This is a genomic window from Caballeronia sp. NCF2 (assembly GCF_023631205.1).
Taxonomy (GTDB): domain Bacteria; phylum Pseudomonadota; class Gammaproteobacteria; order Burkholderiales; family Burkholderiaceae; genus Caballeronia; species Caballeronia zhejiangensis.
Window position 1 is genome coordinate 229526 of sequence record NZ_JALQDN010000028.1, and the last position, 24260, is coordinate 253785.

Genomic DNA, 24260 nt, shown 5'->3' on the forward strand with positions numbered 1-24260 from the left:
AGTGGCGAATGCCGGCTCATCGAACCGGCACATGATGAAAGACTGACGCCGGCCAGCGGATTCGAACCGGCGCCGTGAATGATGGATGCTGCAAAGACAAACGACGCATCGCTGCGTCGCTTGTTCGTCAGGTCACGAGCCGATTACACCAGCTTGCCGTGACAGTTCTTGTACTTCTTGCCGCTGCCGCACGGGCACGGATCGTTGCGGCCGACCTTCGGCACGTCGTCCGAAGGACGCGTCGCCACGCTGATGTCGTCGCCGGCGGCCATCGCCTGGCTGACCATCTGCGCGGTGGCGCTCGCCGCCGCCGCGGCGGGCGTCGGCTCGGCGGCCGGCGCGTTGAAATCCGCGTGCGTGAACGACACGTTTTCCAGATGGCTGCCTTTCTCTTCGTACTGCTCGGCGGCTTCTTCGAGCTGCTCCGGCGACTGGATCTGCACGTTCATCACGACGCGCGTGACTTCCTGCTTCACGGCGTCGAGCATCGCGGCGAACAGTTCGAACGCCTCGCGCTTGTATTCCTGCTTCGGGTTCTTCTGCGCATAGCCGCGCAGATGGATGCCCTGCCGCAAGTGATCGAGCGCGGCGAGATGCTCGCGCCAGCGGCTATCGAGCGTCTGCAGCATGATCGAGCGCTCGAACGCGCTGAACGATTCGCGGCCGACCATCGCGACCTTCGCTTCGTACGCTTCGTCGGCGGCGGCGAGCACGGCTTCGCAAATTTCTTCCGCGTCGATCGAATTCGACTCGTTGATCATCTCCTGAACCGCGAGATCGAGCGACCAGTCGTTGCGCAGCACTTCTTCCAGCTCCGGCGCTTCCCACTGCTCTTCGATGCTGCCCGCCGGCACGAAGGTTCGCACGACGTCGCCGATCACGCTTTGACGCATCGCCGCGATGGTTTCCTGCACGTCGTTCGCTTCGAGCAGTTCGTTACGCTGCTGATAGATGACCTTGCGCTGATCGTTCGCGACGTCGTCGTATTCGAGCAGTTGCTTGCGGATGTCGAAGTTGCGCGCTTCGACCTTGCGCTGCGCGCCTTCGATCGAACGCGTGACCATGCCTGCTTCGATCGGCTCGCCTTCCGGCATCTTCAGGCGATCCATGATCGCGCGCACGCGGTCGCCCGCGAAAATGCGCAGAAGCGGATCGTCCAGCGACAGATAGAAGCGCGACGAACCCGGATCGCCCTGACGGCCCGCGCGGCCGCGCAGCTGGTTGTCGATACGGCGCGACTCGTGACGCTCGGTGCCGATGATATGCAGACCGCCCGCCGCCTTCACGTGATCGTGCAGCGCCTGCCATTCGTCGTGCAGCTTCTGGATGCGCGCGGCTTTCTCGTTCTCGGGGATCGAGAGATCCGCTTCGATGAACGACGCCTGCTTCTCGACGTTGCCGCCAAGCACGATGTCCGTGCCGCGGCCGGCCATGTTCGTCGCGATCGTGACGGCGGCCGGACGGCCCGCCTCCGCGACGATCGCCGCTTCGCGCGCGTGCTGTTTCGCGTTGAGCACTTCGTGCTTCACGCCCGCCTGCGTGAGCAGATGCGACAGCAATTCGGACGCTTCGATCGACGTCGTGCCGACGAGCGTCGGCTGACCGCGCTCGACGCAATCGCGGATGTCGCGAATCACCGCGTCGTAACGCTCTTTCGACGTCTTGTAGATCTGATCCTGCTTGTCGACGCGCTTCGGCGGACGGTTGGTCGGAATCACGACCGTTTCGAGGCCGTAGATTTCGTTGAATTCGTAGGCTTCCGTGTCCGCCGTGCCGGTCATGCCGGACAGCTTCGAGTACATGCGGAAATAGTTCTGCAGCGTGATGGACGCGAGCGTCTGGTTCTCGGCCTGAATCTGGACGTGTTCCTTCGCTTCGACCGCCTGATGCAGACCGTCCGACCAGCGGCGGCCGGTCATCATGCGGCCGGTGAATTCGTCGACGATCACGACTTCGCCGTTCTGCACCACGTAGTGCTGATCGCGCAGGAAAAGCGTATGCGCGCGCAACGCGGCATAGATGTGGTGCATCAGCGTGATGTTCTGCGGCGCGTAGAGACTCTCGCCTTCGCCGATCAAACCCCACTCGGCGAGCAGGCGCTCGGCCTTCTCGTGGCCCGATTCGGTCAGGAACACCTGACGCGCTTTTTCATCGAGCGTGTAATCGCCCGGCTTTTCGACGCCGGTGCCGTCGGCCTTCTCTTCGCCGATCTGCTGCTCGAGCAGCGGCGGCAGCGCGTTCATGCGCACGTAGAGATCGGTGTGATCTTCAGCCTGACCGGAGATGATGAGCGGCGTGCGTGCCTCGTCGATGAGGATCGAGTCCACTTCGTCGACGATCGCGAAATTGAGTGGCCGCTGCACGCGCGCGTTGGTCTCGTAGACCATGTTGTCGCGCAGATAATCGAAACCGAACTCGTTGTTCGTGCCGTACGTGATGTCCGCCGCGTACGCTTCCTGCTTCTGCGAGTGTTCCATCTGCGACAGATTCACGCCGCACGACAGACCGAGGAAGTTGTAGAGGCGCGCCATCCATTCGGCATCGCGCTGGGCGAGGTAGTCGTTCACCGTCACGACGTGCACGCCGCGGCCCGACAGCGCATTCAAATACGCGGCGAGCGTCGCGACGAGCGTCTTGCCCTCGCCGGTACGCATTTCCGCAATCTTGCCGTAATGCAGGACCATGCCGCCGATGAGCTGCACGTCGAAGTGGCGCATCTTCAGGACGCGCTTGCTCGCCTCGCGGCAGACCGCGAACGCCTCGGGCAGGATCACGTCGAGCGATTCGCCGCCCGCGACGCGCTGGCGGAACTCATCGGTCTTGGCGCGCAGCTGGTCGTCCGAATACTTCTCGACGGTCGGCTCGAGGGCATTGATTGCCGCAACGGTCTTTTGATACTGCTTGACCAGCCGCTGATTGCGGCTGCCAAAAATCTTCTGAAGGAAACCGGTCGTCATCGGATCAGTGTCTGCGTCGCGGCTTCGGACGGCCACAGCACAAAGCTGCGTCCGGGCTCGGAGAACCTCGGCGACTTAAGTCCATAAGGTGAAATTCGAATCGGGAATTTTAGCATGTGAGTTTGGCAGACCTTGCGTCGGCGTGCCCGCGCGTGCGTAGACGGAACGCGACAGTCAACCCGCTGAAAGCTCGGGCGAAACTCGTTTCCCCGCCCGAAGCAACGGGCCGCCTCGCGTACAATCGAACCGTTCCGTCGGGCCTGCGCCTATACAAAAATGAGCCGCTTTTCTACGAATTCAAGATCGGGTTTCGATCCGCGGCGGCCGCAAGCCGTCGCCGACGTCCTCGATCGCACCGATGCGTTCCGCGCGTTGCGCGCGGGCGTCGAGCAAGTGGCGGCGCTGCAGCGCGATCTGAGCTCGCTTTTGCCGGATTATCTGGCGTCGAACGTGGAACCGGGTTTCATCAAGGACGGAGTCCTCGCGCTTTTCGCCGCGCACAACGCGCTGGCGGCGCGGTTGCGGCATATCGAGCCGCGTCTGCTTTCCGACCTGCAACAACGCGGCTGGGCCGTCAACGCGCTGAAAATCCGCGTCCGTCCGCAGCCGATGAAAGAATCCGCGCCGCCGAAGCAGGCGCGCATGTCGGCGGCCGGCGCATCGGCGCTGCATGATCTGGCGGCCTCGCTCGAGCCGTCGCCTCTACAGGAAGCGCTCGCGCGGATGGCGGCGCGGCATCAGGCGCGCGGACAAAAAAAATGAGCGGCGCCCGGCCGCTCATTCTTGTTCATCCGTTGAGGCTTTCAGTTAAGCAAACGCGGTCTGCGTGTCGAAACCGAAACCGCGCGGTGCGGTTTTCGTATCTTCAAATGTGACGATTTCATAAGCGTCTTCGTTCGCGAGCAACTCACGCAGCAGCATGTTGTTCATCGCGTGACCGCCCTTGTACGCCTTGTACGACGCCAGCAACGGACGGCCGACCACGTACAGGTCGCCGATCGCGTCGAGCATCTTGTGCTTCACGAATTCGTCGTCGTAACGCAGGCCGTCATTGTTGAGGATGCGGTACTCGTCGAGCACGATCGCGTTGTCCATGCTGCCGCCGCGCGCGAGCCCCAGTTCGCGCATCATCTCCACTTCATGCGCGAAGCCGAACGTGCGGGCGCGCGCGATTTCACGCACATACGACGTGGTCGCGAAATCCACTTCGAGCGCCTGACCGGTCTTGTCGACGGCCGGATGGCGGAAATCGATCGTGAAGCTCAGCTTGAAGCCGAAATACGGTTCGAGGCGCGCGAATTTGTCGCCGTCGCGTACTTCGATGGGCTTCGTCACCTTGATGAATTGCTTCGGCGCGTTCTGCTCTTCGATACCCGCCGATTGAATCAGAAACACGAACGATGCGGCGCTGCCGTCCATGATCGGGATTTCCTCGGCGGTCACATCGACATACAGGTTATCGATGCCGAGGCCCGCGCACGCCGACATCAAATGCTCGATGGTCGAGACGCGCGCGCCGTCCTTCTGCAGCACGGAAGCGAGACGCGTGTCGCCAATCGCCATCGCGGACGCGGGAATATCGACCGGCTCGGGCAGGTCGATACGCGAAAAGACGATGCCCGTCCCGATCGGCGCTGGGCGCAGGGTCAGGTCGACCTTGCGGCCGGAATGGAGCCCGATCCCCACGGTTTTGACGACGGTCTTGATTGTTCGCTGCTTCAACATGATGTTCTTTCCGATTCAAGATCCTATAAAGGAAATTAATCGTGCATTAAATTCTAATAGGTCGAATTATACTCCATTCGCCGCATGCCGTCCTGATCCAGGTGGTATCAACTGTTTCCCTGTGTTACGCCAAGGCGAAGGATTTGTGAAGTAGAACGGGCCGATGGCCGGAATGGAGGCATTTCCGGTCATCGGCCCCAAATTGCAGCTCAATGCGAGGGCGCTTCAAGCGTTGCGCGCGGGCAACGCGGCGCGCCGCTGCACTCAGCGCAACGTCGCCAGGATACTGCGAGCGTCGCTGACTTCGAACTTGCCGGGCGCTTCGACATTCAGCGTCTTGACCACGCCGTCGTCGACCACCATCGCGTAGCGCTGGGAACGGATTCCCATGCCACGCTCGGACAAATCCTGATCCAGTCCGAGTGCCTGAGTGAAACGCGCACTGCCGTCCGCAATCATCTTCACCTTGCCCGCGGTTTGAAGATCGCGTCCCCACGCGTTCATGACGAACGCGTCGTTGACGGAAACGCACCAGACTTCGTCGATGCCTGCCGCGGACAAATCCGCCGCCGCTTCGACATAGCCGGGCACGTGTCTGGCGGAGCACGTCGGCGTGAACGCGCCCGGCAATCCGAAGATCACCACGCGCTTGCCTGCGCTCCGCTCGCGCACCGGGAACGCATTCGGTCCCACGGCACAGCCCTCGGTGGCCTCGTCGATGAACTCGAAGAGACGCACGTCGGGCAACGTTTCACCCACTCTGATCATGCTCGGTCCTTCCCTCATCAGTGCTCGCGGACATCCTCGCGATCGCATCGTCCCGCAACCGCGCCGAAAGTCTGCGCAGCGATTTCGGCTTCACTCTGCCTTCCTCGACGTCAGGGGCAGATTCGTGGAGGTCGGCTGGCCACGGCCCGGCGTCCGTTTTGCATCAGGACGCGGCCTTGGACAGTCGCCCCACGCGAAGCCTGCATCGTGCGCGCCGGACGTTCAGCGCGTGCACGCGGTGTGCCGCTTCGTCACGAACTCAGCAGCAAATAACGTGCGCTTCGCTCAGTCCGCCTGCTTGCGCAGGAACGCCGGAATGTCGTAAGTATCGACGCCTTTTTCCTGCAGCGCCTGCACGTGCGAAGCCGCCGTTTCACGCGTCGAGCGCCACACTGCCGGCGTGTCGAGCTGACCGTAATCCGTCGTGCTCTGACCGTGCTGCGTACCGTACGAATTGTGCGCGGCGGCGTGATGCGCGTGTGCGACCGGCTGATTGTCGGTGCCCGTGCGCAGGAGGGTCATCGGCGCTTGCTGCTGCTTCTTCGCCGCGCGGCCCAGGCCCGTCGCCACCACCGTCACGCGCAGCGCGTCGCCCATCGCGTCGTCGTACACGGCGCCGAAGATGACCGTTGCATCGTCGGCTGCGTAGGACTTGATGGTGTTCATCACTTCACGCGTTTCCGACAGACGCAGCGAACGGCTCGACGTGATATTCACCAGCACGCCGCGCGCACCCGACAGATCCACGCCTTCCAGCAGCGGACTCGCGACCGCCTGTTCCGCGGCGAGACGCGCGCGATCGACGCCGGCAACCGTCGCCGTGCCCATCATCGCCTTGCCCTGCTCGCCCATCACCGTCTTCACGTCTTCGAAGTCGACGTTCACGAGACCATCGACATTGATGATTTCAGCGATACCGGCGACAGCGTTGTTCAGCACGTCGTCCGCGCACTGGAAGCACTTGTCCATCTCGGCGTCATCGCCCATCACCTCGAACAGCTTGTCGTTCAGCACGACGATCAGCGAGTCGACGTGATCCTCCAGTTGCTGCGAGCCCGCTTCCGCGACGCGCATGCGGCGGCCGCCTTCGAACTCGAACGGCTTGCTCACGACGCCAACGGTGAGAATGCCCATTTCCTTGGCGATCTGCGCGACCACCGGCGCCGCGCCCGTGCCCGTGCCGCCGCCCATGCCCGCGGTGATGAACACCATGTGCGCGCCGCGCAGTGCGTCGGCGATACGCTCGCGCGCGTCTTCCGCCGCTTCCTTGCCCTTCTCCGGCTTCGCGCCAGCGCCGAGACCGGTCATGCCCAGTTGCAGAACCGCCGGCGCGCGCGAACGGGCGAGCGCTTGCGCGTCGGTGTTCATCACGATGAAGTCGACGCCCTGCACGCCGCGGTTGATCATGTGCTGAACCGCGTTGCCGCCAGCACCACCAACGCCCACGACCTTGATGATCGTTCCGTTGGTTTCCGTTTCCAGCATTTCGAAATCCATGTTGCCTCCGTCAAGAATGAAGATCGGCGTTATTCGACGAGAGATCGGGCAACCCCTTGTCGCGCACCAGCCGCCGGTACCGGCGCGAAATTCTTTTTGTTGCGTGTTGCGTATTGCTTAGAAATTCCCGAGGAACCAGTCTTTCATCCGCGAGAAGACTTGTCCCATCGAACCGTTCTGTACCGCGACCTTGCGGCCGCGCATGCGTTGCGAGCGTCCTTCGGCGAGCAGGCCCATTGCCGTCGAATAGCGCGGATTGCGCACGACATCGGCAAGGCCGCCCGCGTATTCCGGCACGCCGATGCGCACCGGTTTCAGGAAGATGTCTTCGCCGAGCTCGACCATGCCGGGCATCATCGCCGCGCCGCCGGTCAGCACGACGCCGCTCGACAGCAGTTCTTCATAGCCCGACTCGCGCACGACCTGCTGCACCAGCGAGAACAGCTCTTCGACGCGCGGCTCCACGACCGCCGCCAGCGCCTGCCGCGACAGCGTGCGCGGACCGCGCTCGCCCAGCCCCGGCACTTCGATCATTTCGTCCGGATCAGCGAGCGCCTGCTTCGCGATGCCGTAGCTCACCTTGATGTCTTCCGCATCCGGCGTCGGCGTGCGCAGCGCCATCGCGACGTCGCTCGTGATCTGATCGCCCGCGATGGGAATCACCGCCGTATGTCGGATCGCGCCTTCGCTGAAGATGGCGATGTCCGTCGTGCCGCCGCCGATATCGACGAGCACCACGCCCAGTTCCTTCTCGTCCTCGGTCAGCACCGCAAGCGACGACGCGAGCGGCTGCAGAATGAGGTCGTTCACTTCGAGGCCGCAGCGGCGCACGCACTTCACGATGTTCTGCGCCGCGCTCACCGCGCCCGTCACGATGTGCACCTTCACTTCGAGGCGGATGCCGCTCATGCCGATCGGCTCGCGCACATCCTCTTGCCCGTCGATGATGAATTCCTGGGTGAGGATATGCAGCACCTGCTGATCGGTCGGGATGTTGATCGCCTTGGCCGTTTCGATCACGCGCGCGACATCCGCCTGCGTGACCTCCTTGTCCTTGATCGCGACCATCCCGCTCGAATTGAAGCTGCGGATATGGCTGCCCGCGATCCCGGTGAATACGTTTGTGATCTTGCAATCCGCCATCAGTTCGGCTTCTTCGAGCGCGCGCTGGATGGATTGCACCGTGGCCTCGATATTGACCACGACGCCCTTCTTCAACCCCTTCGAGTCGCTCTGACCGAGTCCGATTACCTCGTAGTGGCCTTCGCCCTTCAATTCGGCGACGATCGCGACCACCTTCGACGTTCCGATGTCGAGGGAAACCAGCAGGTCTTTGTAGTCTTTGCTCATAGCGTGCTCATGCCTGTGATGTCTGCTTACTTCTTGGCCTTGTCGGTGTCGTTGATGAAGCGCATGTTCGCGGCTCGTATTGCAAAGCCGTTCGGGTACCGCAAATCCGCATATTCGATGTCCTTCCCCCAGCGTCCCGTGACGGACGGCCACGACGCGACGAAACGCTTGCAACGGTCGTTCAGCGTGTCCTGATTACGCTCGCGTCCGAGTTCGACCTGCGTGCCGTTCGACAGCTTGACCGTCCACGCGAAGCGCGGCGACAGCGTGACTTCTTCCGGCTTCGCGTCGAGCGGCGCGAACCACTTCTCGAAATCGTGATACCGCGCGACCACTTCCTTCGCCGTGCCCTCGGGGCCGTCGAACGCGGGCAGATCGTCGTCGAGTTCGCCCTGATTCGCGGTGAAGAGATCGCCGTCCACACTCACCAGTTGATCGTTCCCCCACGTGCCGAGCGGCTTGTATTCCTCGAGCGTCACCGCGAGCGCGTTCGGCCATACGCGGCGCACGCTCGCGTGGCGCACCCACGGCACCTGCTCGAACGCGGCGCGCGCCGCATCGAGATCGACCGTGAAGTAGTTGCCCTTCAGATGACCGATCACGCTTGCCCGCACGACCGGCGAGCTGATGTGCGCCGTATCCCCGTCGATCTGAATCTCGCGCAGGCGAAACTCGGGACGCTGGATCGCCCAGTACCCCGCGGCGCCGAGAAGCAGCAGCACGAGCACGACGTGCAGCCCGTTGGCGGCGAGGTTGAGTTGGCGAACGTTGTTCCACATGGTTTCGCTTGTTCGTGTCCTGTGTGTGATCGACCTAGTTCTTCAGCGTGAGCGACAGCACTTTCACGACGAGATCCTTGTAGCTGATGCCGACCGCGCGCGCGGCTTTCGGCGGCAGAGAGTGATCGGTCATGCCGGGCGCCGTGTTCACCTCGAGGAAATACGGGTTGCCGTCCGAGTCGAGCATGAAGTCCGCGCGACCCCAGTCGGTGCAGCCGAGAATCTCGAAGGCGCGCTTCGTCAGCTGCTTCATGCGCGTTTCTTCGGCTTCGGTCAGGCCGCACGGAATCAGGTATTGCGTGTCGTCCGCGACGTACTTCGCGTGATAGTCGTAGAACTCGCCCGCCGGCACGATCTTGATGACCGGCAAGTCGAGATCGCCCGCGATGCAGCACGTAAATTCGCCGCCGCCCTCGATGCTCTTCTCGACGATCACGATCTTGTCGTAATTCACCGCTTCTTCGAGCGCGGGCACGAGCGTCTCCGCGCTCTTCACCTTGATGACCGCGACGCTCGATCCTTCGCTCGCCGGCTTGACGAAGAGCGGCAGCCCGAGCTTCGCGATGATGTCCTGCGCGCGCGCCGCGTAGTCTTCGCCGCGAAAGACGGTTTCGAACGGCGGCGTGGGAATGCCGGTCTGCTGCCACACGAGCTTCGTGCGCAGCTTGTCCATGCCGAGCGCCGAGCCGAGCACGCCGCTGCCCGTATAGCGGATGCCGTAGAAATCGAGCGCGCCCTGCAGTTGCCCGTTCTCGCCGTAACCGCCATGCAGCGCGATGAACGCGCGCACGAAGCCTTGCGCCTTCAGATCCGAAAGCGGATGCCGCGCCGGATCGAACGCGTGCGCGTCGATGCCCGCCTCGCGCAAGCCTTCGAGCACGAGGCGCCCGGAATTGAGCGAGACCTCGCGTTCGGCGGAATTGCCACCGAGCAGCACCGCGACTTTGCCGAAGACTTTCGGATCGATTTGATTCACTTGATTGCTCATGGTCTTGCTCTTACTGAGGCTGGGGGTTAGCCAGCTTGCCGCACACTCCGCCGATGGAACCCGCGCCCATGGCGATCACCACGTCGCCGTTGCGCGCGATGGTCGTCACCGCGTCGGGCACTTCGTCGATCGTCTCGACGAACACCGGCTCCACCTTGCCCGCGACGCGGATCGCACGCGCGAGCGCGCGGCCGTCGGCGGCCACGATGGGCGCTTCGCCGGCGGCGTAGACATCGGTGAGCACGAGGGCGTCGACCGTCGACAGCACTTTCACGAAATCCTCGAAACAGTCGCGCGTGCGCGTATAGCGATGCGGCTGGAACGCGAGCACGAGACGCCGCCCCGGAAACGCGCCGCGCGCCGCCGCGATCGTCGCGGCCATTTCGACCGGGTGATGACCGTAGTCGTCGATGAGCGTGTACGCGCCTTCGCCGCTCGCCGCGCTCACTTCGCCGTAACGCTGGAAGCGACGGCCTACGCCGTTGAATTCAGCGAGCGCACGCTGGATATCGGCATCCGCGATTTCGAGTTCAGTCGCGATCGCGATTGCCGCGAGCGCGTTCTGCACGTTATGCGTGCCCGGCAGATTCAGCACGATGTCGAGCGACGGCGCGTCTTCACGCAGCGTCGTGAAATGCATGCGGCCGTCGCGCGCCTCGACGTTCACCGCGCGCACTTGCGCTTCCGCGCCGAGACCGTAGCGGATGATCGGCTTCGACACGAACGGCAGGATTTCGCGGACGTTCGGATCGTCGACACATAGCACGGCAATGCCGTAGAACGGCAGCCGATGCGTGAACTCGATGAACGCCTGCTTGAGCCGCGCGAAGTCGTGGCCGTAGGTGTCCATGTGATCGGCGTCGATGTTCGTGATGACTTCGATCACCGGGAAAAGATTCAGGAACGAAGCGTCCGACTCATCGGCTTCAGCGACGATGAAATCGCCCGTGCCGAGACGCGCGTTCGCGCCCGCGCTGTTCAGCCGCCCGCCGATGACGAAGGTCGGATCGAGCCCGCCCGCCGCCAGCACGCTCGCGACGAGCGAAGTCGTCGTCGTTTTGCCGTGCGTGCCGGCGATGGCGATGCCCTGCTTCAGGCGCATGAGTTCCGCGAGCATCACGGCCCGCGGCACGATCGGCACGCGGCGATGCCGCGCCGCGAGCACTTCTGGATTGTCGGGGCGCACGGCCGTCGAAACGACCACCGCATTCGCGCCTTCGATGTTCTGCTCGTGATGACCGATCTCGACGCGCGCGCCAAGCGCACGCAGACGCTCGGTGACCGCGCCGTTCGAAAGATCGGATCCGCTCACGTGATAGCCGAGATTGAGCAGCACTTCGGCGATCCCGCTCATGCCCGCGCCGCCGATCCCGACGAAATGTATATGTTTGACGATGTGCTTCATTTAGTGTGCCTCCCGAGCTTGCGCGTCGAAACGCGCGCCGGCCACGTCGGCGCAAATGCTCGCGACTTTTTCGGTCGCGTCCGGTTTCGCCAGCGCGCGCGAGCGCTCGGCCATAGCCGCGAGCGTGTCGCGCGTCTGTACGCGTAACCAGTCGGCGAGCTTTTGCGCCGACAGATCGCGTTGTTGTATCAGTTCAGCCGCGCCGTTCTTCGCGAGGAACGCGCCGTTGGTCGTCTGGTGATCGTCGACGGCGAACGGGAACGGCACGAAGAGCGCCGCCACGCCGACCGCGGCGATTTCCGAGACGGTCATCGCGCCCGACCGGCAGATGACGAGATCCGCCGATGCATACGCGCTCGCCATGTCTTCGATGAACGGCACGAGTTGCAGGTCTTCACCGCGCGTGAGACCCGCAGCCGCGTAGTTCGCTTCCAGTGCTTCGATATGCTTCGCGCCCGCCTGATGCACGATGCGCGGGCGCTCTTCCGATGCGAGCATCGCGAGCGCCTTGGGCACGGTTTCGTTGAGCGCGGCAGCGCCGAGACTGCCTCCGACGACGAGCACGTTCAGGCGTCCCGAACGCGCGGCGTAGCGTTCTTTGGGTGGCAATGCGCTCGTTAGTTCCGCACGGATCGGATTACCGGTCCATTCTGCATTCGGCAGAGCATTGGGAAACGCGACGAGCACGCGCTTTGCGAGATGCGCGAGCACCTTGTTCGCGAGCCCCGCGATGGAGTTCTGTTCGTGCAGCACGAGCGGGCAGCCCGCGAGCTTCGTCATGATGCCCGCCGGAAACGTGATATAGCCGCCCATGCCGAGCACGACGTCCGGCTTCACGCGGCGCAGCGCGGCGAGGCTTTGCGAACATGCGCGCAGCAGATTCACCGGCAACATCAGCTTGGTCTTGACGCCCTTGCCGCGCACGCCGCCGAAGCGCACGTATTCCATCGGAATGCCGTGCTTCGGCACGAGCGTCGCTTCCATGCCGCTCGCATTGCCGAGCCACACGACGCGCCAACCGTGCGCCTGCATCCAGTGCGCGACCGCGAGCCCCGGGAACACGTGGCCCCCGGTGCCGCCCGCCATCACCATCAAGGTGCGGTCGCGTTGCGCGGTCATACTTTTCCTCCGCGCATCAAGACGCGATTTTCGTAATCGACGCGCAGCAACACCGCCAGCGCGACGCAGTTCAGCAAAATGCCCGAGCCGCCGTAGGAGACGAGCGGCAGCGTGAGACCCTTGGTCGGCAGAAGACCGAGATTCACGCCCATGTTGATGAACGTCTGCGCGCCGAACCAGATGCCGACGCCCTTCGCCATCAGACCGGCGAACGTGCGATCGAGCGCAAGCGCCTGACGGCCGATCTCGAACGCGCGGCGCACGATCCAGTAGAACAGCAGGATCACGCAGATCACGCCGACGAAACCGAGCTCCTCGCCGATCACCGCGAGAATGAAGTCGGTATGCGCTTCCGGCAGATAGTTCAGCTTCTCGACGCTGCCGCCCAAGCCGACGCCGAACCACTCGCCGCGCCCGAACGCAATCAGCGAGTGCGTCAATTGATACGCCTTGCCTTGCGCGTAACGGTCGTCCCACGGATCGAGGTACGCGAAGATCCGCTCGCGACGCCACGGCGACAGCCACACGAGCATCGTGAACGTGCCCACCGCCGTCAGCACGAGGCCGCCGAACAGCTTGCCGTTGACGCCGCCGAGAAACAGCACGCCCATCGCGATCGCGGCGATCACCATGAACGCGCCCATGTCAGGCTCGAGCAGCAAGAGCGCACCGACCGCGCCGACCGCGACCGCCATCGGCAGAAAGCCCTTGCCGAAGCTGTGCATGAATTCCTGCTTGCGCACGGTGTAGTTCGCAGCGTAGATCGTCACCGCGAGCTTCATGATCTCCGACGGCTGCATGTTCGTGATGCCGAGCGGAATCCAGCGGCGCGCGCCGTTCACGCCTTTGCCGACGTGCGGAATCAGCACGATGATGAGCATCGCCAGCGCGACGAGAAAAAGCTTCGGCGCGTACTTTTCCCACGTCTTGATCGGAATCTTGAACGCGATGGTCGCGCCGACGACCGCCGTCGTGATCGAAACGAGGTGACGCACGAGGAAGTGATAGTCGCGATAGCTCGCGTACTTGGGCGAATCCGGCATCGCGATCGACGCCGAGTACACCATCACGATGCCCAGGCCGAGCAGCGAGATCATCACCCACAACAGCGAATAGTCGTAGTCGAGCATGCGCGAGCGCGCCGGGCGCACGCCGTTGACCGCGCTCGAAATGCCGCCGCGCGTGCCCGAATTCGAGCGGCCCGCGAGCGAGTCGCCGGGCATGGCGTTGCGCTGTCCGGTGAGTTTCGATCCGAAGCGTTCCGACCAGCTCATAGCATCACTCCCCGCGCGGCGGCGATATCTTCGACCGCGCCGCGAAACACGTCGGCGCGATGTGCATAGTTCTTGAACATGTCGAGGCTCGCGCACGCGGGCGAAAGCAGCACGGCGTCGCCGGCTTCCGCGATTTTCGCGGCGGCGTTCGTCGCTTCCTCGAGCGTCGCGTGATCCTGCAATTCGACATTCGTCGATGCCAGCGTTTCGCGGATGCGCGCCGCGTCGCGGCCGATCAGCATCACGGCGCGCGCCCAGCGTGCGACCGGCGCTTCGAGCGGCGAAAAGTCCTGGCCCTTGCCGTCGCCGCCGGCGATCAGCACGACGCGTTGCGCGAGGCCGTCGAGCGCGGCGACCGTCGCGCCGACGTTCGTGCCTTTGCTGTCATCGACATAATCGACGCCGTCGATCTGCGCGATCACTTCGACGCGATGCGGCTCGCCGCGATACTCGCGCAAGCCGTGCAAAAGCGCCGCGAGCGGCAGATCGATCGCGCGAGCCAGCGCCAGCGCTGCGAGCGCGTTCGCCGCGTTGTGCAGACCGCGGACGCGCAGCGCGTCGACGGGCATTAGACGCTTGGAAACGAGATTCGGCTCGGCCTCGTCCTTCTTGCGGCGACGCGAAGTCGCAGTCTCTTCCGACGCGTCCTGATCGATGCCAACGACGAGCCACTGCATGCCGTTATCGCGCAGCAAACCGTAGTCGCCGACATTCAGCGGCTCGTTCAGTCCGAACGTCACGACGCGATGTTGCGCGACGTTCGCCGCGAGCTTCATGACGCGGCTGTCGTCGCGGTTCAGCACGCGCGTCGTGGCCGGGCCGAAGATGCGCCCTTTCGCGGCGGCGTAGGCGTCGAGGCCGCCGTGCCAGTCGAGATGATCCTGCGTGATGTTCAGCACCGCGGCGGCATCCGGTGCGAACGTATGCGCGGTTTCGAGCTGGAAACTCGACAGTTCGAGCACCCAGACATCGGGCAGCGCGGTCTGGTCGATGGCTTCGGTCAGCTTGTCGAGCATCGCCGGGCTGATGTTGCCCGCGACCGCGACCGACTTGCCCGCGCGCTCGCACAAGAGGCCGGTGAGCGCGGTCGTGGTGGTCTTGCCGTTCGTGCCCGTGATCGCGATGACTTTAGGCGCATAGCCGTTCGCGCCGAGTCCGGCGAGCGCCTGCGCGAACAGTTCGAGTTCGCCCCAGACGGGAATGCCGCGTTCTTTCGCTGCAGCGATCAGCGGCGCGAGGTCATCCGCGAGCGGCGACAGCCCCGGGCTGATCGCGACGAGTTCGATGCCGCCATCGAGCAACGCGGGCGTGAACGCGCCGCCGACGAAATCCGCATCGATCTTGTGGATCGCGAGTTCGGAGAGATTCGGCGGCGCTTCGCGCGTGTCGGCGATCCGCAGGCGGCAACCGTGCCTGGCGCACCAGCGCGCCATCGCCAGACCGGATTCACCCAGCCCAAGCACGAGCACCATCGGACTTTGCCGACCGATAAACTTCTCGCCAAACATCGCTTTACCTTTTACCGAAACTTGAATGAATCAACGCAACTTCAACGTCGACAGACCGAACAGGCACAACATCAACGTGATGATCCAGAAGCGCACCACGACTTGCGTCTCGGTCCAGCCGGACAGCTCGTAATGGTGATGCAGCGGCGCCATCTTGAAGAAACGGCGGCCTTCGCCATAACGGCGCTTCGTGAACTTGAACCAGAAGACCTGCAGCATCACGGAAAGCGTTTCCGCGACGAACACGCCGCCCATGATGAACAGCACGACTTCCTGACGAACGATCACCGCGATCGTGCCGAGCGCGCCGCCGAGCGCGAGCGCGCCGACATCGCCCATGAAGACCTGCGCGGGGTGCGTGTTGTACCAGAGAAACGCGAGACCGGCGCCACCCATTGCGGAACAAAAGATCAAAAGCTCGCCCGCTCCGGGAATGTGCGGGAACAGCAGGTACTTCGAATAGACCGACGAGCCCATCACATACGCGAACGCGCCGAGCGACGCGCCGACCAGCACGACCGGCATGATGACGAGGCCGTCGAGGCCGTCGGTGAGATTCACGGCGTTGCTCGACCCGACGATGACGAAGTAGGTCATCGCGATGAAGCCCCACACGCCGAGCGGATACGTGATCGATTTGAGGAACGGCAGCATCAGGTCGGCGCGCGCGGGCAGGCCCATCGAGAGGCCGCTGCGCACCCACGCCATGAAGAGATCGAACACGCGCGCGTTGTTCGCTTCGGACACGGAAAACGCGAGATACACCGCCGCGAACAGGCCGATCACCGATTGCCAGAAATACTTCTCGCGCGACGACATGCCGCGCGGATCCTTGTGCACGACCTTCCGATAGTCGTCCACCCAGCCGATCACGCCATAGCCGAACGTGACGAGCATCACGATCCACACGAAACGGTTCGTGAGATCGGCCCACAGCAACGTGGAAATGGCAATGCCGATGAGGATCAGCACGCCGCCCATCGTCGGCGTGCCGGACTTCACGAGATGCGTCTGCGGGCCGTCCTTGCGCACGGCCTGGCCGACCTTGAGCAAGGTCAGCTTGCGGATGACCCACGGGCCGCAGACGAGACCGATCAGAAGCGCCGTTGCCGTGGCGCCCACCGCGCGGAACGTGATGTAGGTGAACACGCGCATGAAGCTGGCGTCATTCTGAAGCCATTGCGCGAGTGCGAGTAGCATGCTGGTCCTTCTCTTCAGTGAATCAATGTGCAGCGGGCGCATGGCCCGCTGCGGGTTGTTGTGGACTCGTCAAGGCATCCACCACGCGCTCCATCTTCATGAAGCGCGAGCCTTTCGCGAGATACGTGGCCTTGTTGCCGTAGCCTGCCTGTTCGAGCGCGGTGAGCAGTTCGCGGACATCGGCGAAATGCTGCGCGGTTTGCTTCGATGCGGCCGCGTTGAATGCGTTCACCGAATCGACGCTCGCGGCGCCGAGCGCGAAGAGCGCATCGATGCCGCACTCCGCCGCATACGCGCCGACTTCGCGATGAAACGCCGGACCTTCCTCGCCGACTTCGCCCATGTCGCCCATCACGAGCACGCGGGGCGTTGCCTGCGATGCGAGCACGTCGATCGCGGCGCGCATCGAATCGGGATTCGAGTTGTACGTGTCGTCGATGACGGTCGCGCCGGCGAGCGCGCCGAGCATCGCGCGCTTCACCTGCAAGCGGCCTTTAACCGGCTCGAACGCTTCGAGACCGCGCTTGATGACATCGAGCGAAACGCCTGCGGCAAGCGCTGCCGCGGTCGCCGCCATTGCGTTGCGCGCGTTGTGTTCGCCGAGCACGTTCAGCGCGATGTCGACCGCGCCCTGCGGCGTTTGCATGTGGACCGTCGTGCCTTCGAGCGTACCGGTGACGGCGGCCTGCGATGCATCGGCGGTCAGCGCGAAATCGATGATCGCGTTGCCGGTCGCGGCCGTGCGCCAGAAGACGGCGTACTGGTCGTCGGCGGGAAACACGGCCGTGCCGGTATCGCCTAGCGCATGAATGACCGATGCGTGCTCGAGCGCGACCGCTTCGACCGTCGCCATGAATTCCTGATGCTCGCGCTGCGCGTTGTTGACGACGGCGACATCCGGCGCGGCGATCTTGGCGAGCACTTCGGTTTCGCCCGGATGATTCATGCCCAGCTCGACGACCGCGAGCTTGTGCGACGCCTTCAGGCGAAACAGCGTGAGCGGCAAGCCGATGTCGTTATTGAAGTTGCCCGCGGTCGCGAGGCGCGCTTCCTCGCCGACCGCAGCCGCGAAGATCGACGCGATCATCTCCTTGACCGTCGTCTTGCCGTTGCTGCCCGTGACCGCGACGAGCGGCATCGTGAAGCGCTTGCGCCAGCCGTGCGCCAACGCACCGAGCGCCGCGCGCGTGTCCTTTACCTTGATGACCGGAAGTGGCCAGGCACCGGAGTTGCTCGGGTCGCGTGACACGAGCGCAGCAGCCGCGCCGCTCTTCGCCACCTGATCGAGGAAATCATGCGCATCGAAGCGATCGCCCTTCACCGCGACGAACAGATCGCCGGCCTGCACGCCGCGGCTGTCCGTGACGACGCGCGCGATGGCGATACCCGCATCGCCCTTAAGGACGGCGCCGGGAATCATCGCGGCGGCTTCGCGCAAAGTGAACATCGTCATTCGCCGCCTCCGCGTTGTTGTGTGGCGCGTGCGGCCAGAGCGAGACGCGCGTGATCCTGATCCGAGAACGCGCGCTTCTTGCCCATGATTTCCTGCGTGGCTTCGTGCCCTTTTCCGGCGAGCACGACGACGTCCTCGCGCGCCGCACTTCGTATTGCTTGCAGAATCGCGCTCGCGCGGTCTTCGACGCGGCGCGCCTTCGCGGCTTCGCTCATGCCGGCGGCGATTTGATCGATGATCGCGACGGGATCTTCGCTGCGCGGGTTGTCGCTCGTGATGACGACCTGATCCGCGAGGCGTTCGGCGATTTCGCCCATCAGCGGACGCTTGGTGGCGTCGCGGTCGCCGCCGCAGCCGAACATGCAGACGAGCTCGCCGCCGCGCGCCTCGGCGATCGGGCGCAGCGCGGTGAGGGTCTTGTCGAGCGCGTCGGGCGTGTGCGCGTAGTCGATCACGACGAGCGGCTCGTCGCTCTGAATGCGTCCGCCGAGACGCTCCATGCGGCCGTTGACCGATTCGAGCTTTTCGATGCGCGCGATGGCGGCATCGAACGGCACGCCCACTTCGAGCAGCACGCCGAGCACGGAAAGCAGATTGCTCACGTTGAACGTGCCGAGCGTGCCGACTTCGACATCGGCTTCGCCCCAGTCCGACGACAGATGAAACGCAGTGCCGGTCGCAGTCGCGCGGACTTGCGTTGCGAGCAGGAACGCGTCGGCGCTCGGCGCGGCATCGGCGGGCATCTCGACGCCGTAGGCAATCGTCCGCACCTTGCCGCGCAGCGATTCGATCAGACGCTGACCGGCCGCATCGTCGCGATTGACGATTGCCGTCTTCAGCGACGGCCACGCGAAAAGACGCGCCTTTGCCGCTTCGTACGCCTCGAACGTGCCGTGGTAGTCGAGATGATCCTGCGTGAGATTCGTGAAGATAGCGATATCGAAATCGACGCCGTTCACGCGCCCCTGATGCAGCGCATGCGACGACACTTCCATCGCGACGCCTTCCGCGCCCTGAGCTTTCAATTGCGCAAGATTGCGCTGAAGCTGCGGCGCGTCGGGCGTGGTGAAGCCGCTATGCACCAGTTTGCCCGGCATGCCGATGCCGAGCGTGCCGACGATCGCGCACGGACGGCCGAGCGCGGAGAGCGCAGTCGCGATCCATTGGCTGCACGAAGTCTTGCCGTTCGTGCCCGTCACGCCGACGGTAAGCATCGACGCGGTCGGCTCGCCGTACCACGCGGATGCGATCGGGCCCGCGAGTTCGTTCAGCGCCTTCACGGCGAGCGTCTTCGACGCGTCCGGCTTGCCCGCGAAATTCTCCGGCTGATAGAGCGCCGCAGCCGCGCCTGCGGCGAGCGCGGCGTCGAGATACGGACGGTTGTCCGCGCCGTCGACCGCATAGGCTAGAAACACGTCGCCGCTTTTGAGCGAGCGCGTGTCGGCGTGCAATTGCGCCTCGGGCTGCGCGTGGGCGCGCAGCCATTGAACGGCTTGTGATACGTCCTTTTGCATCTTGCTCTGTCGGGTTTGCGCGCTCATCGCACGACTCCCGGGTGCGTCTTCGTATTGCTCGACACCGCGAATTTCTTCGCGGTATTCGCGTTGTTCGTATTCGCCGGCTGCTTGGCGGCCGCTTGCGTGGCGGAGTTCGAATCGTCCGTCACGACCATTTGCTTCACTGGCATATCGGGCGGCACGTTCAGCGCGCGCAAGGTATCGCCGACGATGCCCGAGAACACCGGACCCGACACCTGACCGCCGAAGTGGCTGCCGACCGTCGGTTCATCCACCGATACGGCCACGACGATGCGCGGATTCGGCATCGGCGCCATGCCGACGAACGATGCCCGGTACTTCGAATGGTCGTAGCCGTGGCCCGCATGCTTGTACGCCGTGCCCGATTTGCCGCCGACGCGATAGCCGGCCACCGCCGCATCCGGCGACGTGCCGCCCTTCGACACGACGGTTTCGAGCATCGCACGCACTTCGCGCGCGGTAGTCGGCGAAAACACTTGCTGACCGAGCGGCGGCTGATCGCCCGCCGTGCGGAAAATCGAGACCGGCAGGATCTTGCCGTCGTTCGCGATGGCCGTGTATGCGCGCCCGAGCTGGAACAGCGACACCGACAGGCCGTAGCCGTACGACATCGTCGCCTGCTCGATGCGTCGCCAGCTCTTCCACGGGCGCAGACGCCCGGTCACGGCGCCCGGAAAACCGACTTTCGGCGCCTGACCGAGCCCGATGCTCGTGTACATGTTCCACATTTCCTCGGGACGCAATTGCATCGCAATTTTGGTCGCGCCGATATTGCTCGACTTCTGAATCACGCCGCCGACGGTGAGCGTGCCGAAGCCAGAATCGTCCGTAATGCGGGCGCCGTCGAGCACGAACACGCCGCCGCCCGTTTCGACGAGCGTATTCGGCGTCACCCGATGCAGATCGAGCGCGAGCGAAACGGTGAACGGCTTCATGATCGAGCCCGGCTCGAAGGTGTCCGTGAGAATGCGGTTGCGCAACTGCTCGCCGGTCATACGCGAACGATCGTTCGGGTTGTACGTGGGATAGTTGACGAGCGCGAGCACTTCGCCCGTCTTCACGTCGATGACCATTGCCGCGCCGGCCTTCGCCTTCGTCTTCTCGACGGCGGCCTTCAGGTTCGTGTACGCGATGTACTGAATCTTGCTGTCGATCGAAAGTTCGACGTCCGCGCCGTTGTGCGGCACGACTTGCTCGTCGACGTCCTCGACGATATGGCCCATGCGGTCCTTGATGACGCGGCGCATGCCCGGCGTGCCGGCGAGGACGTTCTGGTCGCCGAGTTCGACGCCTTCCTGTCCCTTGTCTTCAATGTTAGTAAAGCCGATCAGGTGCGCGGTGATTTCGCCTTCCGGATAGAAGCGCTTGTATTCGCCGCGCGAATAGATGCCGGGAATGTCGAGCGCGGCGACCTTCTGCGCGACTTCGAGCGGCACTTGGCGCTTCACATAGACGAAGGTCTTGTCCATCGAGAGCTTCGCGCGAAGCTCTTTTTCCGGCATTTCGAGAAGTTTGGACAATTGCGCGAACTTGTCCGCGCCGAGATCGTTCGGCACGGCTTCGGGAATCGCCCAGATGGCCTTCACCGGCAAACTCGTTGCGAGCACGAGGCCGTTACGGTCGCGGATCTGCCCGCGCGTCGCAGGCATTTCGAGCGTGCGCTGATAGCGGCTTTCGCCCTGTTTCTTGAAGAACGCGTTGCCCGGGCCCTGAATCCAGAACGCGCGCCCGGCCAGCGCGACGAACGCCATGAATAGCAGGAACACGACGAGCTTCGAGCGCCACATGGGCAGGCGCACGGCGAGAATCGGATTCGGCGTGTGAGCGATGTCTTTCTGCTTCGCGGACTTTTTCATCGCTTGGCTCCGCGTGCAGGCGGCGCCGACGCCGGCAGCGGCGGCGGCATGGGTGCGTCGGCGGCCTTGTTGGCGGCCGTGTCGTAGGTGAGATATTGCGTTCGGCCGGTCGTCACGGGCTGCATTTTCAGTGAGTTGGTGGCCAACTGCTCGATGCGCGATGTCTTCGACAACGCGCTCTGCTGGTACTGCAACTGCGCGTAATCCTGTTGCAGTTGACGCTCTTGCGATTGCGCCCTTTGCAAGTCGATGAAAATCTCCCGCTGCTGATTGGTGGAGCTGACGACCGACAGCGCGCACCCGAGCACGATGATGAGCAGGAAGATATTGAGGCGATTCATGGCGCGATCCGCTCGGCGATACGCATCACCGCGGAACGGGCGCGCGGGTTATCGGCGACTTCGGCATCACTCGGAAACACGCGGCCGACCACGCGCAGCGGCGGGCTGGGAAGATCGACCGCGCGGATCGGCAAACGACGGTCCACCGCCGGCGCGCTCGCGTGCGCCTGCATGAACCGCTTGACGATCCGGTCTTCGAGTGAATGAAAGCTGATCACGACCAGCCGCCCCCCTTGCTCCAACAATGCCAATGCCGATTCGAGTACTACCTGCAGCTCCGCAAGCTCTTGATTGACGTGAATCCGTATAGCCTGAAAGGTGCGAGTTGCCGGGTCCTTGCCCTTTTCACGGGTTTTGACGACGTGACCCACGATTTCGGCAAGCTCGCGCGTGCTGTCGAGAGGCCCAAGACGGTCGGACTCTGCCCGGCGAGCAACAAGCGCCTTTGCAATCTGAAAAGCAAACCGTTCTTCCCCATAATCTCTGATGACCTCCGTGATTTCCTGCACCGTGGCACGCGCGAGCCACTCTGCCGCCGACTCGCCCCGAGTCGGGTCCATCCTCATGTCGAGCGGACCTTCTGCGCGGAAGCTGAAGCCGCGCTCCGGGTCGTCCACCTGCGGCGACGACACGCCAAGGTCCAGCAACACGCCCGACACCCGCCCTACTCCGCGCTCGCTCGCCGCGTCGCGCAACGCCGCGAAGCTGTCGTGCACGATCGAAAAGCGCGAATCCTGAATCTGTTGCGCCGTGGCGATCGCGAGAGGATCCTTGTCGAAGGCGATCAGCCGCCCCGCGTCACCCAGTCGCTGCAAAATCGCCCGGCTATGACCGCCGCGCCCGAAAGTGCCATCTATATAGATGCCGTCCGCGCGCGTGAGCAGCCCGTCTACCGCTTCCTTCAGCAGCACCGTGCGATGCTGCAGTTCATTTCCCATCGCAGGAGCCATGTTGTTCAGCGCCGCGTCAGAAAGTGAAGTTTTTCAGCGCGTCGGGCATGCCCTGCGCCATGGCCGCAGCTTCCTTCGCCGCGTAAGTCTGCGAGTCCCACAACTCGAAGTGCGCGCCCATGCCGAGCAGCGTCACTTCTTTTTCCAGCGACGCGGCAGCGCGCAGCTCGGGCGAGACCAGCACGCGCCCGTTGCCGTCGAGTTCGACATCCATTGCATTACCGAGAAAGATGCGCCGCCACCACATGGCTTCCATCGGAAGCGCGGCGACCTTGGCGCGGAAGACTTCCCACTCCGGGCGGGGAAAGAGCAACAGGCATCCATCCGGGCTCTTCGTGAGCGTCACCCGGCCTTCTGCCTGCCCTTGCAGCGCTTCCCGATAGCGCGACGGAACCGACATCCGCCCTTTCGCATCGAGCGTCAGCGCCGACGCCCCTTGGAACACTCGCCCTTCTCCCCGTTTTCGGACGCCCACCACGACGCCCGTCCCTCTCCAGTTTTGCTCGAAAATGGGTTGTGAATCACACAAAAGACCACTTTCTCACACTGTCTCCCACTTTAGAGGAACGCATTTCCTCGGTCAAGACGCGTACCTTTTTTTCGAGTGCTTTTTATTTGCTAGAACAAGGACTTAGCGCAGGAGCTTGAAGTAACGGCAAAAGAGAAAACCGTTATGAATTAGAGAGCTAGTGCGGGATGTGAAGGTAGTACGTGAAAAGAGCAGGCGAAATGAGGGAAATGTAACGGTTCTTACAGCCGTTTTTTGATTCGATGATGAGTTTCGGCGGCGAATGCCTCGCTCGACCCGGCAAGCGAGCGAACGAGGCTTTGTCACACTATATGTAATAGGCCGTGCGCGTCATGACTTTGGAAGCTGCGCGCATCAACGCGCGCACCGGAAACGAAACCTCGCTCCCACCAGCGCCGATGGCTGCTGCGGCGTGCGCGCTTTCATCGAGACGCATTTGCTCGACGATCGCGCGGGATGCGTGATCGTTGACGGGCAAGGTCTTCATGTGGCCATCGAGATGCTGCTCGACCTGACGCTCGGTTTCGGCCATGAAGCCGAGACTCGCGCGATCGCCGAAGCGCCCCGCGACGAAACCGATCGCCAGCGCACCCGCGTACCACAACGGGTTCAGCAGGCTCGGCCGCGATTCCAGATCTTTCAGCCGCGTCGATGTCCACGCGAGATGGTCTTCCTCTTCACGCGCCGCTCGCTCGAAACTGGCCTTGAGCTCGGGCGAGCTTGCGGCGAGCTTCTGCGCCTGATAAAGCGCTTGCGCGCAGACTTCGCCAACGTGATTCACGCGCATCAGTCCGGCCGAATGGGCGCGTTCTTCTTCGGTGAGTTGCGATTGTTCCGAGAGGACATCGCCGGTCGCGTCCAGAGGCGACATCGTCGATTCAGGAATCGGACGCGACATGCGGCTCACGCCCGTCATGGACCGCAAGCCTCGATCGAATTCGCTGATGACTTCATCGAGCGTCATGGTGTCACCTCTCTCTTCATGGTCCGCAGACGGAGCGGACGCTCGCGGAAAACCCGAAT

20 protein-coding genes are annotated in these 24260 nt (G+C 63.6%); 1 reads left to right on the forward strand and 19 read right to left on the reverse strand.

Annotated features, from left to right (window positions below):
* Positions 1-143: 143 nt before the first annotated feature.
* Positions 144-2957 carry a preprotein translocase subunit SecA gene (gene secA, locus NCS02_RS12205; protein WP_034471684.1) on the reverse strand — a complete coding sequence of 938 codons (2814 nt, stop codon included), beginning with the start codon at positions 2955-2957 and terminating at the stop codon, positions 144-146.
* 276 nt (positions 2958-3233) lie between these two features.
* On the opposite strand from secA, the gene NCS02_RS12210 reads away from it, so the two are divergent.
* On the forward strand, positions 3234-3719 hold the full coding sequence (locus NCS02_RS12210) for a DciA family protein (RefSeq protein WP_008342974.1): 486 nt from the start codon (positions 3234-3236) through the stop codon (positions 3717-3719).
* A 45-nt stretch (positions 3720-3764) separates the two neighbouring features.
* Here NCS02_RS12210 and lpxC read toward each other — a convergent pair whose 3' ends face one another.
* The 18 genes from lpxC to coq7 all read right to left on the reverse strand — a co-directional run bounded on the left by lpxC (position 3765) and on the right by coq7 (position 24201).
* Positions 3765-4682: a UDP-3-O-acyl-N-acetylglucosamine deacetylase gene (gene lpxC, locus NCS02_RS12215; protein ID WP_008342975.1), complete on the reverse strand. Its 918-nt coding sequence runs from the start codon at positions 4680-4682 to the stop codon at positions 3765-3767.
* A 264-nt stretch (positions 4683-4946) separates the two neighbouring features.
* The gene (locus NCS02_RS12220) at positions 4947-5450 is read right to left on the reverse strand and encodes a peroxiredoxin (protein ID WP_239295171.1); all 504 of its coding nucleotides are present in this window, start codon (positions 5448-5450) and stop codon (positions 4947-4949) included.
* 285 nt (positions 5451-5735) lie between these two features.
* Positions 5736-6947 (reverse strand): cell division protein FtsZ, encoded by a 1212-nt coding sequence (ftsZ, locus tag NCS02_RS12225; protein WP_008342979.1) that lies wholly within the window; start codon positions 6945-6947, stop codon positions 5736-5738.
* A gap of 117 nt (positions 6948-7064) precedes the next feature.
* Positions 7065-8297 carry a cell division protein FtsA gene (gene ftsA / locus NCS02_RS12230; protein WP_008342980.1) on the reverse strand — a complete coding sequence of 411 codons (1233 nt, stop codon included), beginning with the start codon at positions 8295-8297 and terminating at the stop codon, positions 7065-7067.
* A gap of 26 nt (positions 8298-8323) precedes the next feature.
* Positions 8324-9076: a cell division protein FtsQ/DivIB gene (locus NCS02_RS12235; RefSeq protein WP_008342982.1), complete on the reverse strand. Its 753-nt coding sequence runs from the start codon at positions 9074-9076 to the stop codon at positions 8324-8326.
* A 34-nt stretch (positions 9077-9110) separates the two neighbouring features.
* A complete protein-coding gene (locus tag NCS02_RS12240; protein ID WP_008342984.1) occupies positions 9111-10052 on the reverse strand; it encodes a D-alanine--D-alanine ligase in 942 nt (313 codons plus the stop codon).
* A gap of 22 nt (positions 10053-10074) precedes the next feature.
* Complete coding sequence (gene murC / locus NCS02_RS12245) at positions 10075-11469, reverse strand: UDP-N-acetylmuramate--L-alanine ligase (RefSeq protein WP_250523153.1); 1395 nt, start codon at positions 11467-11469, stop codon at positions 10075-10077.
* Positions 11470-12588: an undecaprenyldiphospho-muramoylpentapeptide beta-N-acetylglucosaminyltransferase gene (murG, locus tag NCS02_RS12250; protein WP_239295172.1), complete on the reverse strand. Its 1119-nt coding sequence runs from the start codon at positions 12586-12588 to the stop codon at positions 11470-11472.
* Positions 12585-13862, reverse strand: a complete 1278-nt coding sequence (gene ftsW / locus NCS02_RS12255) for a putative lipid II flippase FtsW (RefSeq protein WP_239295173.1) — start codon at positions 13860-13862, stop codon at positions 12585-12587. Before ftsW ends, murG begins: the two co-directional genes overlap by 4 nt.
* Positions 13859-15370: a UDP-N-acetylmuramoyl-L-alanine--D-glutamate ligase gene (gene murD, locus NCS02_RS12260; RefSeq protein ID WP_250480690.1), complete on the reverse strand. Its 1512-nt coding sequence runs from the start codon at positions 15368-15370 to the stop codon at positions 13859-13861. Before murD ends, ftsW begins: the two co-directional genes overlap by 4 nt.
* Before the next feature lie 30 nt (positions 15371-15400).
* A complete protein-coding gene (gene mraY / locus NCS02_RS12265; protein WP_008342993.1) occupies positions 15401-16570 on the reverse strand; it encodes a phospho-N-acetylmuramoyl-pentapeptide-transferase in 1170 nt (389 codons plus the stop codon).
* Positions 16571-16592: 22 nt separating this feature from the next.
* A complete protein-coding gene (locus tag NCS02_RS12270) occupies positions 16593-18023 on the reverse strand; it encodes a UDP-N-acetylmuramoyl-tripeptide--D-alanyl-D-alanine ligase (RefSeq protein ID WP_239295175.1) in 1431 nt (476 codons plus the stop codon).
* Positions 18020-19564: a UDP-N-acetylmuramoyl-L-alanyl-D-glutamate--2,6-diaminopimelate ligase gene (locus tag NCS02_RS12275; protein ID WP_244807651.1), complete on the reverse strand. Its 1545-nt coding sequence runs from the start codon at positions 19562-19564 to the stop codon at positions 18020-18022. Before NCS02_RS12275 ends, NCS02_RS12270 begins: the two co-directional genes overlap by 4 nt.
* Complete coding sequence (locus NCS02_RS12280; RefSeq protein WP_239295176.1) at positions 19561-21417, reverse strand: peptidoglycan D,D-transpeptidase FtsI family protein; 1857 nt, start codon at positions 21415-21417, stop codon at positions 19561-19563. The genes NCS02_RS12275 and NCS02_RS12280 overlap by 4 nt, the downstream gene beginning before the upstream one ends.
* Entirely contained in the window at positions 21414-21758 is a 345-nt protein-coding gene (ftsL, locus tag NCS02_RS12285; RefSeq protein ID WP_008342999.1) for a cell division protein FtsL, read from the reverse strand. The genes NCS02_RS12280 and ftsL overlap by 4 nt, the downstream gene beginning before the upstream one ends.
* The gene (gene rsmH, locus NCS02_RS12290) at positions 21755-22696 is read right to left on the reverse strand and encodes a 16S rRNA (cytosine(1402)-N(4))-methyltransferase RsmH (RefSeq protein ID WP_008343001.1); all 942 of its coding nucleotides are present in this window, start codon (positions 22694-22696) and stop codon (positions 21755-21757) included. Before rsmH ends, ftsL begins: the two co-directional genes overlap by 4 nt.
* Before the next feature lie 28 nt (positions 22697-22724).
* The gene (gene mraZ / locus NCS02_RS12295) at positions 22725-23153 is read right to left on the reverse strand and encodes a division/cell wall cluster transcriptional repressor MraZ (protein WP_008343002.1); all 429 of its coding nucleotides are present in this window, start codon (positions 23151-23153) and stop codon (positions 22725-22727) included.
* A 391-nt stretch (positions 23154-23544) separates the two neighbouring features.
* On the reverse strand, positions 23545-24201 hold the full coding sequence (gene coq7 / locus NCS02_RS12300) for a 2-polyprenyl-3-methyl-6-methoxy-1,4-benzoquinone monooxygenase (RefSeq protein ID WP_250523154.1): 657 nt from the start codon (positions 24199-24201) through the stop codon (positions 23545-23547).
* Between the last annotated feature and the right edge of the window lie 59 nt (positions 24202-24260).

Coding starts and splice junctions, on each gene's coding strand:
- secA (WP_034471684.1), bottom strand. CDS start 2,957: ATGACGACCGGTTTCCTTCAGAAGATTTTTGGCAGCCGCAATCAGCGG.
- NCS02_RS12210 (WP_008342974.1), top strand. CDS start 3,234: ATGAGCCGCTTTTCTACGAATTCAAGATCGGGTTTCGATCCGCGGCGG.
- lpxC (WP_008342975.1), bottom strand. CDS start 4,682: ATGTTGAAGCAGCGAACAATCAAGACCGTCGTCAAAACCGTGGGGATC.
- NCS02_RS12220 (WP_239295171.1), bottom strand. CDS start 5,450: ATGATCAGAGTGGGTGAAACGTTGCCCGACGTGCGTCTCTTCGAGTTC.
- ftsZ (WP_008342979.1), bottom strand. CDS start 6,947: ATGGATTTCGAAATGCTGGAAACGGAAACCAACGGAACGATCATCAAG.
- ftsA (WP_008342980.1), bottom strand. CDS start 8,297: ATGAGCAAAGACTACAAAGACCTGCTGGTTTCCCTCGACATCGGAACG.
- NCS02_RS12235 (WP_008342982.1), bottom strand. CDS start 9,076: ATGTGGAACAACGTTCGCCAACTCAACCTCGCCGCCAACGGGCTGCAC.
- murC (WP_250523153.1), bottom strand. CDS start 11,469: ATGAAGCACATCGTCAAACATATACATTTCGTCGGGATCGGCGGCGCG.
- murG (WP_239295172.1), bottom strand. CDS start 12,588: ATGACCGCGCAACGCGACCGCACCTTGATGGTGATGGCGGGCGGCACC.
- ftsW (WP_239295173.1), bottom strand. CDS start 13,862: ATGAGCTGGTCGGAACGCTTCGGATCGAAACTCACCGGACAGCGCAAC.
- murD (WP_250480690.1), bottom strand. CDS start 15,370: ATGTTTGGCGAGAAGTTTATCGGTCGGCAAAGTCCGATGGTGCTCGTG.
- mraY (WP_008342993.1), bottom strand. CDS start 16,570: ATGCTACTCGCACTCGCGCAATGGCTTCAGAATGACGCCAGCTTCATG.
- NCS02_RS12270 (WP_239295175.1), bottom strand. CDS start 18,023: ATGACGATGTTCACTTTGCGCGAAGCCGCCGCGATGATTCCCGGCGCC.
- NCS02_RS12275 (WP_244807651.1), bottom strand. CDS start 19,564: ATGAGCGCGCAAACCCGACAGAGCAAGATGCAAAAGGACGTATCACAA.
- NCS02_RS12280 (WP_239295176.1), bottom strand. CDS start 21,417: ATGAAAAAGTCCGCGAAGCAGAAAGACATCGCTCACACGCCGAATCCG.
- ftsL (WP_008342999.1), bottom strand. CDS start 21,758: ATGAATCGCCTCAATATCTTCCTGCTCATCATCGTGCTCGGGTGCGCG.
- rsmH (WP_008343001.1), bottom strand. CDS start 22,696: ATGGGAAATGAACTGCAGCATCGCACGGTGCTGCTGAAGGAAGCGGTA.
- coq7 (WP_250523154.1), bottom strand. CDS start 24,201: ATGACGCTCGATGAAGTCATCAGCGAATTCGATCGAGGCTTGCGGTCC.